This is a genomic window from Pseudoalteromonas sp. ASV78 (assembly GCF_047806705.1).
Lineage (GTDB): Bacteria > Pseudomonadota > Gammaproteobacteria > Enterobacterales > Alteromonadaceae > Pseudoalteromonas > Pseudoalteromonas prydzensis_A.
This window is the reverse complement of sequence record NZ_JBLOPA010000001.1, coordinates 2,904,232-2,917,074: the sequence shown is the minus strand read 5'-3', so window position 1 is coordinate 2,917,074 and position 12,843 is coordinate 2,904,232. Positions and strand designations below refer to the sequence as shown.

The window sequence follows — 12,843 nt, the reverse complement described above, 5'->3', positions numbered from 1 at the left end:
CCAATAGAGCTTAAAGATGATGCGGCTATCGACGCACTGAATTATTTACAAGCGTGCCCAGAAACAAAACAACGATTTGATAAAGTAGCCAGACTAATAGAAGGCTTTGAGTCGCAAAACGGTATGGAGCTACTTTCAACGGTGCATTGGGTTGCAACGAATGAGCTAGAAGGTAATAACATTACTGACGATGTACTTATTAGTACAGTACATAGCTGGAATGCAAGAAAGTCGCAAATGAAGCCGGCCCATATCCTTGCTGCTTTGAACAAGCTAAAACAAGAAGACTGGTTAAATCTAAAAGCACAAACAGTTTAAAACTAATCTAGAGGGAAACTTGATGCTTCCCTTTTATGTCTTATTTTTGAATATCAGATTAACTTACTTAGGTTATTCTTCGAAGAACTGATTACTTTGCGGATCTTTGTAGAAATACTTCAATTTTAAGCTTACGTGTTTTTTAATTTCATTGAACCATGTTAAGTCGTCAGTGAGTGGATAATTACCACCAACAACCCATATTTCACTACAATCTTCCGTGTTTGGATATAAAGCATATCGAAGTAACTGTCCTATCGCGGCTTCAATATCCTCTTTGGCATTTGATTTAAATTTTAGCTCAGCAACAATGTTTGCGTTCGTTTCTGTATTTTTTAAAACCACATCACGAATATGGGCGCGGGCTAAGTCTTCGTTTTGATTTGCGATCGTATTGTGACTATATTCTGAGTTATGTAACCACTGAATAAATTGTCCCTCTAATTCAGCTTCTCGATATTGAATCTCAATAGATTCAACTTGCTTTCTCATAGCTGTTTTTAGTGTTAAATCTTCTTCTTTCGATGCTAGATCATTTAAATGTTTTTCTTCGTAAATTACCCAGAGTACTATGTTGATAAGTAACTCATCATATTCATGGTTTAAATTATTGCGTATGAATTCTTTTAGCTTAATATTAGCGCTGAACCAGTTTGAATATTTATATTTAAACCCCCACTTTTGGGTGAAATATGAGCATATATATTCAAATGCATCTTTGGTAACAGTAGTGGAAAAATGTTGAGGAGCAGCGACCGCAAAAACACGATTGAGTAGTGCTTTATGTAAGTATTTTACTTTGCCATCGTCTTTCAGCTTTTGTAAGTCTTCTACACATTCTTGGTAAGTGACTAAAGATTGGCTATTAATTATTTTTTTAGTAATATTTTTTAAAGTACTTTTAGATAATTCAAATTCCTCTTTAGATAATGCTCCCTGCTTTAAGCTTGAGATATAATTGTCTCGACTATACCAAAGATCCCATAATAGCTGATCGCTTATATCGGTTTCGTTTTTAGCGCTTAATACAGTGCTAACAATTTTTTGATAACCTATGTACCAATCATTACGATCAATTTGGCATGAAGAAATCATTGCACTGAAAAAGCTATCAAGGTGCGGCGTTTCTGTATTAGTGTAATCAGTAGGGATATGCGGTAATCGGGAGGTATTGTATTCAGTTACAAAATTACTTAAAAGTTCTAGTTCGTTAAGCTCAGAAATTGTCTTTTCCGTAAGCTTACCCCTAACGGACGTTAGAACTAAAGAACTAATGTTGTAATTAAACTTATATTCAATACCGCTACTGGTGAATCTAAAAGCAATATAAATTCCAATAGCGCGACCAGCATCATGTGCTCTTCTGCCTACACAGACTTCCCATTTATTAGATGTATGATCGCGAAAATATATGTCTAAACTCTTCTTGTTATAAAGTTCCAACAACTTAAAGAAGGCAGGAGATACATCATCAGTCCAATTTACGGAGTATTTTTTGTAGCTAGGGTGATCTTTTATAGAGGCTATAAGCGTCATATTAAGTTCCTTCTATTATGCTTAAAAGTAATTACACAACTTATAATACACAGATTACGTTAGCTTTTTCACTCTTTTTATTTTTAGAAGCATTAAGCCTCTCTTCTGTAGTAAACTTACTTATTATTACGAAAAGTACAAAGCATAGCTTTACTTTTAGTACCCACATTGGTACCCATAGGCTGCGGTCTTTAATTAAAGGTCATATAAATCAAATGAGTAGATCAGGAATACAGTGGTTCCCTGGGCATATGAATAAAGCCCGTAACGAAATTAAAGAAATAATGCCGCAAATGGATGTGATCATTGAGGTGCTTGATGCGCGCATTCCTTATAGTAGTGAAAACCCGATGGTGGCTTCGCTGCGTGAAGGCAAACCGGTGATTAAAATTTTAAATAAAGCGGATTTAGCCGATCCGAATATGACCCAAGAGTGGATGAACTACTTTGAGCAAGAAAGTGGTGTGAAGGCGATTGCATTTGGTAATGATAAAGCGGCGGAAGTTCACCGTATTAATGAGTTGTGTAAAAAGTTGGTGCCGCATAAAGTGGGTGCTGATAAGCAAATTAAAGCCATGATTATGGGTATTCCCAACGTGGGCAAGTCGACGTTAATTAATACGTTAGCGGGGCGCATAGTGGCTAAAACCGGTAATGAGCCAGCGGTGACTAAAGCGCAGCAACGCATTAAGCTTGAAGATGGCATTATGCTGTACGACACGCCGGGTATGTTGTGGCCAAAAGTTGAAAACGAAAACTCGGGCTACCGTTTAGGTGCTACAGGTGCGATACGTGATACCGCACTTGAGTATGAAGATGTCGCCAGTTATACCGCAGAATATTTATTACATGCTTATCCTGAGCTGTTAAAAGCACGCTATAAAATTGCTGAATTACCAGAAAGTGATTGGGAATTTGTTGAAATGGCGGGTAAAAAGCGTGGTTGTATTCGTGGTGGTAACCAAATTGATACTTATAAAATGTCAGAAATTTTAATTAACGAATTACGTGATGGCATAATTGGTCGTATCACTATGGAAACTCCAGCCATGCGTGAAGAAGAAGAAGTGATGGTTGCAGGGCTTCGTGCTGCGGCTGAGGCTAAAAAAGCAGCCAAAGAAGAAGAGAAAAAACAACGTCGAGCGCGAGCACGTAAAAACCGTCGTTAATATTTACTGAAGTAAATAACAGACATAAAAAAAGCCCGTAAGGGCTTTTTTAGTTTCATATCTACCGTCACCGATATGAGCAATGTAGCAAGTAAAATAGTAGGGCGGTTACCCGTTATCAACATCAAGGGGCGTTGCGATTAATAACAGGTAACCATAGCTTTAACGTGGGCTACACGTGTTTCAGGGTCGAGAAACAAAGTCAGTTTATTCCGTACAAGTCGTAGAGCTTTATCGCCTTGTTGATATTGATTATCAGTTAGATCTTAAGATGTGTCAACGCCTATTTGAAAATAATTCTCATTAAAGTTTGTTGTTTATTACTTCTCTTTAATTTTTAAATGCTTAGATACTAAAAATATTTTATACATAGGAATTTCAGGTATAAAAAAAGCCCGTAAGGGCTTTTTAGTGTCATATCTACCGTCACCGATATGAGCAATGTAGCAAGTAAAATGTAGGGCGGTTACCCGTTATCAACATCAAGGGGCGTTGCGGTTAATAACAGGTAACCTTAGCTGTTTACGTGCGCCACACGTGTTTCAGGGTCGAGAAACAAAACAGTTTATTCCGTACAAGTCGTGGTGCTTTATCGTCTTGTTGATATTGATTATCAGTTAGATTATCTAATCTGTCAATGTTCATTTGCAAATAATTCTCATTTAATTTATTTTTGGTTTATACTCCAAACAAAACAATCATTTATGATTTAATCTAATTGTTTATTAAAAATTGAACTGATAATACTCATCGGTAGAAAATAAACGTTGGTAAATAATCTATAAATCTGCGATGTTGATAAAAAATTAAGGAAACATCATGGAAGAAACAAAAACAACACCAGCGCTTGAAAGCGGACTAGCTAATGACTTGGTTGGTATTAAAGGCTGGCTTATTTTAGTTGCTATCGGTGTAGTCGTAGCGCCATTTCGATTAATTGCATTTATGCTAAGTACTTACCCTGATTTATTTACAACGGGTACGTGGCAATCACTGACCTCGCAGTTTGGGGATTATTATCACCCCTACTGGGAGCCGCTACTATTGAGCGAAATGCTATTTAATACTCTGATCACTCTTGCATCATTATATTTAATTGTGTTGTTTTTTAAGAAAAAAGCACAATTTCCGAAATGGTATATTGGCATCGCGGTATTTAGTTTAGTTTTTATTGTTGCAGATGCCTTTGCAATAAGAATGATAATCCCTGATGCACCTATTTTTGATGGCGAAACCAGATTAGAAATTATCCGCGGGGTTATTACGGTCGCTATTTGGGTACCGTATATGTTGATCTCAGAGCGTGTAAAAGCCACTTTTGTGCGTTAACTTACCTATATAGGCAAAGCGATGCTGACTTGTGTACCTTGGCCTTCTGGATTGGCTAATAACTGTAACTGACCACCTTGATTACGAATGAGTTCGCGGCTGATCACTAAACCGATCCCCGCGCCTTGCGCTTTTGTTGAATAAAAGGGCACAAATAGGTTATCAGGGTTGCTAATACCAGTGCCGCTATCGAGCAGCTTAATAACAACTTTATCTTTATGTTGTTGCCAGCTAAGAGTTGGTGCGCTGTTACCCCCGGCTTCAAAGGCATTTTTAATTAGGTTGATCAGTGCTTGTTCTAACTGGCCTAAATCTACATTGAAATGCTGAAGTTCAGTTGCTTGAATAATTAATTGTGGAAATAAGGCATGCAATCTCAGATTGATTTGTTCCGTGGTTACGGCTTGCTTATTGGCCGCAGACAGCTGTGAAAAGGCGCTGTAACTGGCTACAAAATCGAGCAAGTGTTGGGCGCGCTTTTCAATCACTTGTAGCATGTCGCTGGCTAAATCAGGTGCGTTACTGATCTGCCCTTGTTGCTTCATCAGTAGCAATGATTGGCTCATTGAGGAAATAGGTGTGAGGGAGTTTCTGACTTCATGATTAAGTACGCGTATTAATCGCTGCCATACTTGTTGCTCGTTGCTACGTAGTTGTTGCTCAATCGAAAATAAGGTCAGTAATTCGTAGCTTCGCCCAGCACGCCAAAATGTTTGTGATGAAATATGAAAACGCTGCTCAAAGCATGAATCATCACTTTGTTGCCAGATGCCTTGCTTGTATATGAGGCCGAGATTATTTGCTGTTAAACCAGCAACGTCAGGAGTGGTTAAACTATTTAAGAATGCTTGATTAGTGAAATAGACTGATCCGTGCGGGTCTAAAATAACAATGGGTAAATCAAGCATGCCAACAAACTCAAATACAAACTCTTCGGTCTGCATGTAATGACGTTTATTTTTAGCAATTTTGTTACTGAGTTTATTAAAGTCGGCTTTTAAGCTGGTAATACGCCCGCCTTGGTATTTTGCTAAGTGCCAGCTGTTGCTTTCGTTATTCGCAAGGGCATCAAGTTGTAAGCCAAACCGATCGAGTACATCGGTAATTAGTCGATAACTTTTTACCACCGCAAATACCGTTAGAGTGAGCAACGGCAATAATAAACTGATGCTGGCAAACCAATCTAAATCCCAGCTGATCGCAAGCAAAATAGATAACGTCAGCAGGATGAAAACCACCAAATAAAGGTAGCGTTTAAGGTGTTGTTCAAGTGACTGGTTGGTTGGCATTTAACTGTTTGCTTCTTTTAAATCAAGCTGATGCTTATCAATGCGCCTGTAAATAGCTGATTTACTTAATCCTAAAAATTCCCCAGCAGCAATAACATTGCCATTAAATTCAGCCAGTGCTTTTTGGATCATTTGTTTTTCAAGCTCTTCCAACGGTAATAGCGGCAGCGATTGCTTATCTGTTGCGCTGTTGCTGACTTCACTACTGGGTTGTTCAAGAATTAAATCACTGGCGTCAATATTGTCGTTATCGCTCATGATCACGGCTCGCTCAACACAATGGCTAAGCTCTCTTACATTACCAGGCCAATGGTACTGGGTAAGCGCCAGCGTGGCTTCGTCAGTCAGTGTCATGCCGCTGCGCTGATATTTTTTACTGTGTGTCGCCAACAAGTGATTAGCCAACTCAACGATATCTTCCGGGCGTTCGCGCAGGGGCGGAATGTGTAATTCAATGGTGTTAAGCCTGAACAATAAATCGCGGCGAAATTCACCCGCCTCAATGGCTTTGGCAAGCTCTGCATTGGTGGCAGCAATAATACGCACGTCGGCAATTTGGGTTTGACTGGAGCCGAGCACTTCAAATTCTTGGCTTTCGAGTACGCGGAGCATTTTACTTTGCAACTCCAGCGGCAAAGTGGCTATTTCATCTAAAAATAAGGTACCGCCATTGGCTATTTCAAAGCGGCCTAAGCGGTCTTCTTTGGCATCAGTAAATGCGCCTTTTTTATGACCAAATAATTCACTTTCAAATAATGAAGGGGCAATAGCACCAATGTTTACGCTAACGAAGCGTTGCTCACTGCGGTTTGAATGTTGATGTATGTAATGTGCTAAGAGGCTCTTGCCGGTGCCATTTTCGCCAGTAATTAAAATGCTGGCATTGGTTTGGGCTGCGCGTTTAGCTCGGGCTAATAACTGTTGCATAGTGGCTGACAGGGCAATGTAATTAGCATCACTGGTGCTATGCAATGCTTTTAAACACGCATTGTCGTGGTTGGTTTTTTGTTGTTTCAGCTGCTGTTGTACTACTGCCGTTAGGCGCAGGTTGTTCCATGGCTTTTCAACAAAATCGACCGCACCCAACTGCATGGCTTTTACAGCAACATCAACGCTTGCCCATGCGGTCATCACTACTACCGGGATATTAGCGCTCAGGGTCTGCAGTTGTTGTAAAAATCGCAGTCCTTCAGCACCGGATGTGGTGTCGAGTTTAAAGTTCATATCAAGCAAAATAAGACTTATCGCTGTGCTGCTGATTATTTCCAGCGCTTGCTCTGGGCCTTGTGCTTCAATGCATTGATAGCCAATTTGATTTAACGCCACGATGGCGGCCATGCGAACATCGGCTTGGTCGTCGATAACTAAAATTGTGTCCATTTTGTTCTTCTTTTTTACCAAGCAAAAGCATTACTCTTTTGCTTGGTTGGTAAACAATACTCGCTTAGTCGTTACGAAGCGCGGCCATAGGTTTTGCTTTAATTAACAGTAATAATGGCCTAAAACACGCGAACATGGCAATCATTAAGGTAATTGTCCATGCCATTAATTGCAGCCGGACATCCATGATTAGCCATGAGATTAGCTGTTCTTGAAGTATAAAATAACCCGCTAACACGGTTATTATTGCAAGGGCAAAGCCAACCAGCACAGGAATAACGGCCTCCTTACTCATTAATTTAAATAAGCGTATCTTTTTAGCGCCGAGCGCCATGCGGATACCAAACTCATAACGGCGCAGGCCTAGGTTATAGCTCAGTACGCCAAATATGCCTATTGCTGCTAATAATAAAGTAAATAATGCCAAGGTACTACACAGTGCAACGGTTAGATGGCTCATATAAAGTAAGTCGTCATATTCTTGTTGCAAGTCTCTAAACTGCCATAACGTTAAGTGGCTATTGGCTTTTCTTAATAAACTTAAAACTTGCTTGCTGGTAAGCTCAACACCTTGCTCTGTTTCAATAACAAACATATAGCTCCAAGGTTGTGCGGGCCACCACATGTGCCGACCAAATGATTCGTCGTAGTATTTAGGGTGGTTAAAATCTTCGGTAACCCCGACAATTTCAAACATTTTATCTTCAAGGCCTTTGTAGCTTTTACCGATAACATTTGTGTACTCCTGGTCGGGTAATAGCCATTTAGCGACACTGATAGATACCAATAACTCGTTAGTTTCACCGCGCATAGCTTGCTCACTAAAAGTACGCCCAGCGAGTATTTTTGTGCCCACTAAATCAAAGTAATCAGGCCCGACCCACTGGCTTGGAAAGAAGATTGAGCTTTTACCTGCAACATCGGTCAGAGTATTGGCATTTTGCCTTGCGGATACTGGGCTTTGCCCAAGAGCAACATCTTTAATGCCTTCGCTATTTTGTAATACTTTTTGATACTGCTTAATTTGCTCGTAGCGCTCAGCCAGTGTTGCATTGTTATTGGTTTGAAATAACTGTGCAAAGTACAGGTTTTGTGTATCGCTACCCAGTGGGCGATTAATGGTGTCGAGCGCTTTGCTAACAATCATTATTGAAAAGCTAACTAATAAGGCTGCCACAAACATTTGTGTGCCAATTAGTATACGCACAGTACGACCAGATACTTGCGACACGCCGCCTTTGCCACTGTTTTGCATTTGGCTATTTAAGGTTTTGTAGTTAACTAAACGTGCAGTGATCACTGAGAATATGTACGCTAAAGCAATACACATAAGCACAGCAATGAGCACCAGATTAAGATCGACGGCTAGACTATTCACTAATGGTAGGCGACCTTCAGCCAGCACTTTAAACAACCTAATGCCCCAGATAGATAAAAACAGCGCAATGCTGACCGATATAGTCATTAAAATAAGCGATTGCAGTAAAATGCTGTTAAATAAGGTTTTACGTTTTGCGCCGAGTACGGCTTGCAGCGCTAAGGTTTTATGCTGTGCTAACGCGCGTGAAAAAAACAAGGTGCTGACGTTTAGTACAGCGATGACCAATAGCCCCACCGCGCCTGCGAGCATCATTAAACTAAGTTGATCATTATTGCCAAGTTCAACTTCACGATACGATGTAACAACGGGGTTTACATCAGTTATACCGCCGTTATTAAGCCACTCAGATTTAATGCTATCAATTTGGCTTTTTAAGTCGGTTTTTACGTGTTCGTTAGTGACGCCTGGTTTTAACACTGCAATCAGTTTTAGGTTTCTAAAGGTGTTGGTCCACGGGCTTTGCCAGTCATCATTATGGAAAAATCGTCTGTCGGCGCTTGTTGGCAGCCATACTTCTACAGATCCTGCTTTGATCATATAAGGAGGGCTAAAATCGCCTGAAACTACACCGCGTATGGTATAACTTGAGCCATCAACACCGCCCGCCGTTTGTAAGGTTTTGCCGATCACATCAGGATCGCTGTTAAAATGCTGACGCCAGAATTTTTCTGAAATTACTATGCTGTCGTCACTGTGCTCTAAGGTGTCAGCTTTTTTAAAGCCTTGTCCTAAAATAAAGGGGGTATGTAATAGTTCAAAGTACTCAGCGCCCACATACAGTGCATCCTCTTTTGGTTCGCCGGCAATACTTTTAAATACCATTTCATCAGCATTCATCATAAAGGCGCGGTCAAAGCTTTGGTTGTTTTTAAGCCAGTGCACAATTGACTGGTAACTTTGAAAGCCAACCGCATCGTAATCATCATAGGTTAGGCTTTGCTCAACCACCACCATGCGGGTTTCGTCAAATACATCAAGGGGTTTTAAAAAGTAACTATTTACCAAGCTTAGTACTACAAATAACGTCGCGAGAGTGAGCGCCAAGGTGGCAACAACGGCGGTCACAAACCCCGGTGCGTTCATTAATGATGCCCAGGCCAAACGCAATTGACTGCGTGTTTTAGTTAAACGGCTCATGTTAAATCACCTCGGCAGTATCAGCGGGTACAGCGCTGGTATTCTCAACGTGTGTATCTTGGCGCGCCTGCGAATACGAGATAATTTCGCCATCGAGTAGTTTAAGCTGGGTTTTTGCGCGTCCTGCGTAACGTAAATCATGGGTTACCATGCAAATAGTGGTGCCTTTTTGATTCAGTGCATCGAGTAAGTCCATCACTGCATCGCCGTTTTTAGAGTCAAGGTTACCGGTTGGCTCATCGACCAGTAAAATGCTTGGCTTACCGGCAAGGGCGCGGGCAATAGCAATACGTTGTTGCTGACCACCAGAGAGCTGATTCGGTTTATGTTGAGCACGGTGGCCCATTTCAACCTCATCAAGAGCATGCTTTACTGCGTTTTGCATATCAGCTTGGCTCATAGCTGGCTCCCGATAGGTTAGCGGCAGCGCTACATTATCAAACACTGAGAGTTCATCAATTAAATTAAATGACTGAAAAATAAAGCCAATATGTAAGTTACGCAGCTCTGCCTGTTGGTCCATATCGAGGGTTTTGGTATCGACGTTTTTAATAAAATACTGGCCCTCGGTAGGGCTGTCGAGCAAGCCAAGTAAAGATAACAGCGTTGATTTACCACAACCTGATGGGCCACTAATGCAAATATAATCGCCTTGGTTGATGCTCAGGTCGATATTTTTTAAGGCGTAGGTTTCAACATTCTGGCTGCGATAAACCTTGGCGATATTGTTTAATGAGATAAGTGTATTGGTGTTCATAAACTTTCCTGTGCTATTTTTATAGTTGCCAAATGCTGCCATTTAGAGAGATCTGAAATGATCAGCTGTTCACCCACCTTAGCGCCGCTCAGCAGTTGAATTTTGTTATCACTGAGTGTACCAAATTCAATTTGCGTGGGGTGTGCTAAATGGGTAGTCGGGTTGAGTTTAAAAAGCGTAGCGTCAGTATCAGCTTGCGCTTTGCTGGGTAAGTTAATGGTTAGTGCATTGGGTATAACGTGGCTTATTACATAGCCTTCAATACTTAAATCGGGGCGTGCATTAGCTGGCAACGAACCTGTTAAATCAAGCTCTATCATCACGCGGCCATCAGTGACGATAGGGTCAATACGGCTGACAGTTGCGATTACTTCGCTACTCTTACCCGCGCTAAACGTGTTTACTCTTGCTGGCATATTTAAAGCTATTTTTTCTGCATCGCTTTGTTGCACACTAAGTTCAGCCTTGAGGGCAGTATCTGAGCCTACTATGGCGAGGCGTGTACCTGGTGTCAGGTTTTGACCAAGCTCAACATTCAGCTCTTGCAGCATGCCGTCAATGCCTGCGGTGATTTGTAAATCATCAAAGGCTTGTTGTTGCACTTGAAAGTTTAATGCAAATTGGCTTAACAGCTCTTGCTGGATTTTGCTGCGCTGATGCTGCATATCGGCTAATTGGACTAAACGTTGTTGTTCAATTTCAATGCGTTGCTCTAGCTGTTTAACGGTTAATAAACTGCGTTTGTAATCAAGGCTGGAAACAATGCCTTGCTCAATTAATTTACTTTCGGCATCACTACGCAGTTGGGCACTTTCAAGCTCGCTTTTTAAAATAGTCAGGCTTGCTTGGCGCTCTAATAGCTGACTTTTGTGATTGATTATTTGTTCGTTAGCGCTGGCTTTTTGTCTTGCTAATTCGAGCCGTGCAACTGATAAACGCTGCGCTTGCAGTGGATTTACCAGAGTTAAAATAACCGTGTCTTTATTAACGCGGGTGCCGGGGTAAACATGAATAGCTTCGACCATGGCGCTATCAGTATTGGTTAAGTAGCGTTGATGCTTTGCTTTTAAACGGCCAAAACCACGTATTTTTATTACAAAATCAGCTTGAGTTACGGTGGCAATTTGCAGTTGATTAGCCGCCATTGTGTGCGGTGAAAACCATTGCAGTAAAGCGAAGATGATTAGCATACAGCCAACGAGTACTAAGCCAATAATGAGTTTTTTAGGTGATATTGGTTTATTACGACGTTTTAGAGTGCTGTCTATATCCATGGTATTGGTCATTGGCTTTTAGAATAGTTAAGGAGGCTAAAGCGAGTAATGTGCCAATGTTAAGTATATAAAATAAAAGCCATTTATTTTTTTGTTGTTGATGAAACTTCCCATTAATGGGAAGGTGCAACAATAGCGGGAAACTTAACCGCTATATCAAAGCCACCTATTTGTGGATAAGTACTTGCAATTATTTTATTTGGAAAAACAATCTTAGCGGTCTACCTTTTAAAGACAGATGTATGTTTGGTTGCTGGGCTGCGAGTAATTTTCTTTAATTAGTTAAGTGGGATGCATGCATAGCTTATTAAATAATTTAAGTGTTCGCGCCAAGCTTGTTATCCCTGTTGTAGTGGCGCTGGTGATTTTTCCAATTTTGTCGGGTTATGTTTTACACACCTTTCATTCACAACAAAAGTTCAATAACTTACGGTTTCAATTTTCTGACTGATAGGTAGCCTATGATAAAGCTAGTTGTTTGCTATTGCTTACTGTTTAGTTGCTCGCTATTTGCACAGTGTAATACGACGGTAAAAATAGCGGTTATAAACAATTCTCCCCCTTATAGCTACCTACAAGACAACCGTTATGAGGGAATCGACGTTGATATAGCCCGCAAAGTATTACAAGCCGTGGGGGTCTGCTTTGAATTTGTTGAAATGCCCAATGTAGAGCGTGCAAAGCGGTATTTAGCGATGGGAAGAATCAATATGATGATGGGCATTCAATACACGGATGCACAGAATCGCTCTGCTATTTACTCGTTAAGTTACAGAGATAATGTACAGCGGCTATTTATCAATAAGGCTGAGTTTTTAAAAAAGCATACTCTGATTGAATTACTAAAGTTGGAACCGTTAATTTTATTCGATACTGGCCAGTATGCAGGCCCTGAAATTGACTACCTCCGTTCTGAGCCTTCCTTTAGAGATAACTTTCAAAGTGTTGCAACTATGAGTCAGCGACTCGTGATGTTGAGCCGAGAACACGGTGATATCAGCATTGAAAATGAGTTAGCTGGTCAATACTTTATTCGTGAACAAAAATTAAGCACCATTCTAATGCATCCCTATTTAGTGCAACGAGATCCTGTATTTTTTATTTTTAGCCGCAAAAATCCAATTTTAACAGAAGATCAGCGCCAACAGTTAGACCTGTTGTTATTGGCTGAAACTGAAAAAATCACCACGGAAATAGAATAATACTAAATAACCAGAGTTCTGGTTAAGCATATCAACTCATTATTTTGTTCATATTGGCCATGGTTTTTATG

The 12,843-nt window shown here is 40.6% G+C and carries 10 protein-coding genes; 4 read left to right on the top strand and 6 right to left on the bottom strand.

Annotation, left to right across the window (positions count from 1 at the left end; translation table 11 throughout):
• Nucleotides 1-123: 123 nt before the first annotated feature.
• Complete coding sequence (locus ACMVDV_RS13070; RefSeq protein ID WP_416158399.1) at nt 124-318, top strand: hypothetical protein; 195 nt, start codon at nt 124-126, stop codon at nt 316-318.
• Between the two features lie 72 nt (nt 319-390).
• Here ACMVDV_RS13070 and ACMVDV_RS13065 read toward each other — a convergent pair whose 3' ends face one another.
• On the bottom strand, nt 391-1,854 hold the full coding sequence (locus tag ACMVDV_RS13065) for an ATPase (RefSeq protein ID WP_416158398.1): 1,464 nt from the start codon (nt 1,852-1,854) through the stop codon (nt 391-393).
• Between the two features lie 215 nt (nt 1,855-2,069).
• Between ACMVDV_RS13065 and ylqF the strand changes: the two genes are divergently transcribed.
• The gene (gene ylqF / locus ACMVDV_RS13060; protein WP_416158397.1) at nt 2,070-3,023 is read left to right on the top strand and encodes a ribosome biogenesis GTPase YlqF; all 954 of its coding nucleotides are present in this window, start codon (nt 2,070-2,072) and stop codon (nt 3,021-3,023) included.
• 819 nt (nt 3,024-3,842) lie between these two features.
• Nucleotides 3,843-4,352, top strand: a complete 510-nt coding sequence (locus tag ACMVDV_RS13055) for a DUF2569 domain-containing protein (protein WP_304181543.1) — start codon at nt 3,843-3,845, stop codon at nt 4,350-4,352.
• Nucleotides 4,353-4,357: 5 nt separating this feature from the next.
• On the opposite strand, the gene ACMVDV_RS13050 is transcribed toward ACMVDV_RS13055, so the two are convergent.
• The 5 genes from ACMVDV_RS13050 to ACMVDV_RS13030 all read right to left on the bottom strand — a co-directional run bounded on the left by ACMVDV_RS13050 (nt 4,358) and on the right by ACMVDV_RS13030 (nt 11,570).
• Nucleotides 4,358-5,641 carry a sensor histidine kinase gene (locus ACMVDV_RS13050; protein WP_416158396.1) on the bottom strand — a complete coding sequence of 428 codons (1,284 nt, stop codon included), beginning with the start codon at nt 5,639-5,641 and terminating at the stop codon, nt 4,358-4,360.
• Nucleotides 5,642-7,021, bottom strand: coding sequence for a sigma-54-dependent transcriptional regulator (locus ACMVDV_RS13045; RefSeq protein WP_416158395.1), 1,380 nt, complete (start codon nt 7,019-7,021; stop codon nt 5,642-5,644).
• Nucleotides 7,022-7,085: 64 nt separating this feature from the next.
• A complete protein-coding gene (locus ACMVDV_RS13040) occupies nt 7,086-9,539 on the bottom strand; it encodes an ABC transporter permease (protein WP_416158394.1) in 2,454 nt (817 codons plus the stop codon).
• 1 nt (nt 9,540) lies between these two features.
• The gene (locus ACMVDV_RS13035) at nt 9,541-10,296 is read right to left on the bottom strand and encodes an ABC transporter ATP-binding protein (RefSeq protein WP_416158393.1); all 756 of its coding nucleotides are present in this window, start codon (nt 10,294-10,296) and stop codon (nt 9,541-9,543) included.
• Nucleotides 10,293-11,570, bottom strand: a complete 1,278-nt coding sequence (locus ACMVDV_RS13030; protein WP_416158392.1) for an efflux RND transporter periplasmic adaptor subunit — start codon at nt 11,568-11,570, stop codon at nt 10,293-10,295. The genes ACMVDV_RS13035 and ACMVDV_RS13030 overlap by 4 nt, the downstream gene beginning before the upstream one ends.
• A 461-nt stretch (nt 11,571-12,031) precedes the next feature.
• Here ACMVDV_RS13030 and ACMVDV_RS13025 point away from each other — a divergent pair, with 461 nt between their 5' ends.
• On the top strand, nt 12,032-12,772 hold the full coding sequence (locus tag ACMVDV_RS13025; protein WP_416158391.1) for a substrate-binding periplasmic protein: 741 nt from the start codon (nt 12,032-12,034) through the stop codon (nt 12,770-12,772).
• Nucleotides 12,773-12,843 lie beyond the last annotated feature (71 nt).

What these genes read in the sequence shown, in the direction of transcription:
- ACMVDV_RS13070 (WP_416158399.1), top strand. Translation starts at nt 124, where the DNA reads ATGGAGCTACTTTCAACGGTGCATTGGGTTGCAACGAATGAGCTAGAA.
- ACMVDV_RS13065 (WP_416158398.1), bottom strand. Translation starts at nt 1,854, where the DNA reads ATGACGCTTATAGCCTCTATAAAAGATCACCCTAGCTACAAAAAATAC.
- ylqF (WP_416158397.1), top strand. Translation starts at nt 2,070, where the DNA reads ATGAGTAGATCAGGAATACAGTGGTTCCCTGGGCATATGAATAAAGCC.
- ACMVDV_RS13055 (WP_304181543.1), top strand. Translation starts at nt 3,843, where the DNA reads ATGGAAGAAACAAAAACAACACCAGCGCTTGAAAGCGGACTAGCTAAT.
- ACMVDV_RS13050 (WP_416158396.1), bottom strand. Translation starts at nt 5,641, where the DNA reads ATGCCAACCAACCAGTCACTTGAACAACACCTTAAACGCTACCTTTAT.
- ACMVDV_RS13045 (WP_416158395.1), bottom strand. Translation starts at nt 7,021, where the DNA reads ATGGACACAATTTTAGTTATCGACGACCAAGCCGATGTTCGCATGGCC.
- ACMVDV_RS13040 (WP_416158394.1), bottom strand. Translation starts at nt 9,539, where the DNA reads ATGAGCCGTTTAACTAAAACACGCAGTCAATTGCGTTTGGCCTGGGCA.
- ACMVDV_RS13035 (WP_416158393.1), bottom strand. Translation starts at nt 10,296, where the DNA reads ATGAACACCAATACACTTATCTCATTAAACAATATCGCCAAGGTTTAT.
- ACMVDV_RS13030 (WP_416158392.1), bottom strand. Translation starts at nt 11,570, where the DNA reads ATGGATATAGACAGCACTCTAAAACGTCGTAATAAACCAATATCACCT.
- ACMVDV_RS13025 (WP_416158391.1), top strand. Translation starts at nt 12,032, where the DNA reads ATGATAAAGCTAGTTGTTTGCTATTGCTTACTGTTTAGTTGCTCGCTA.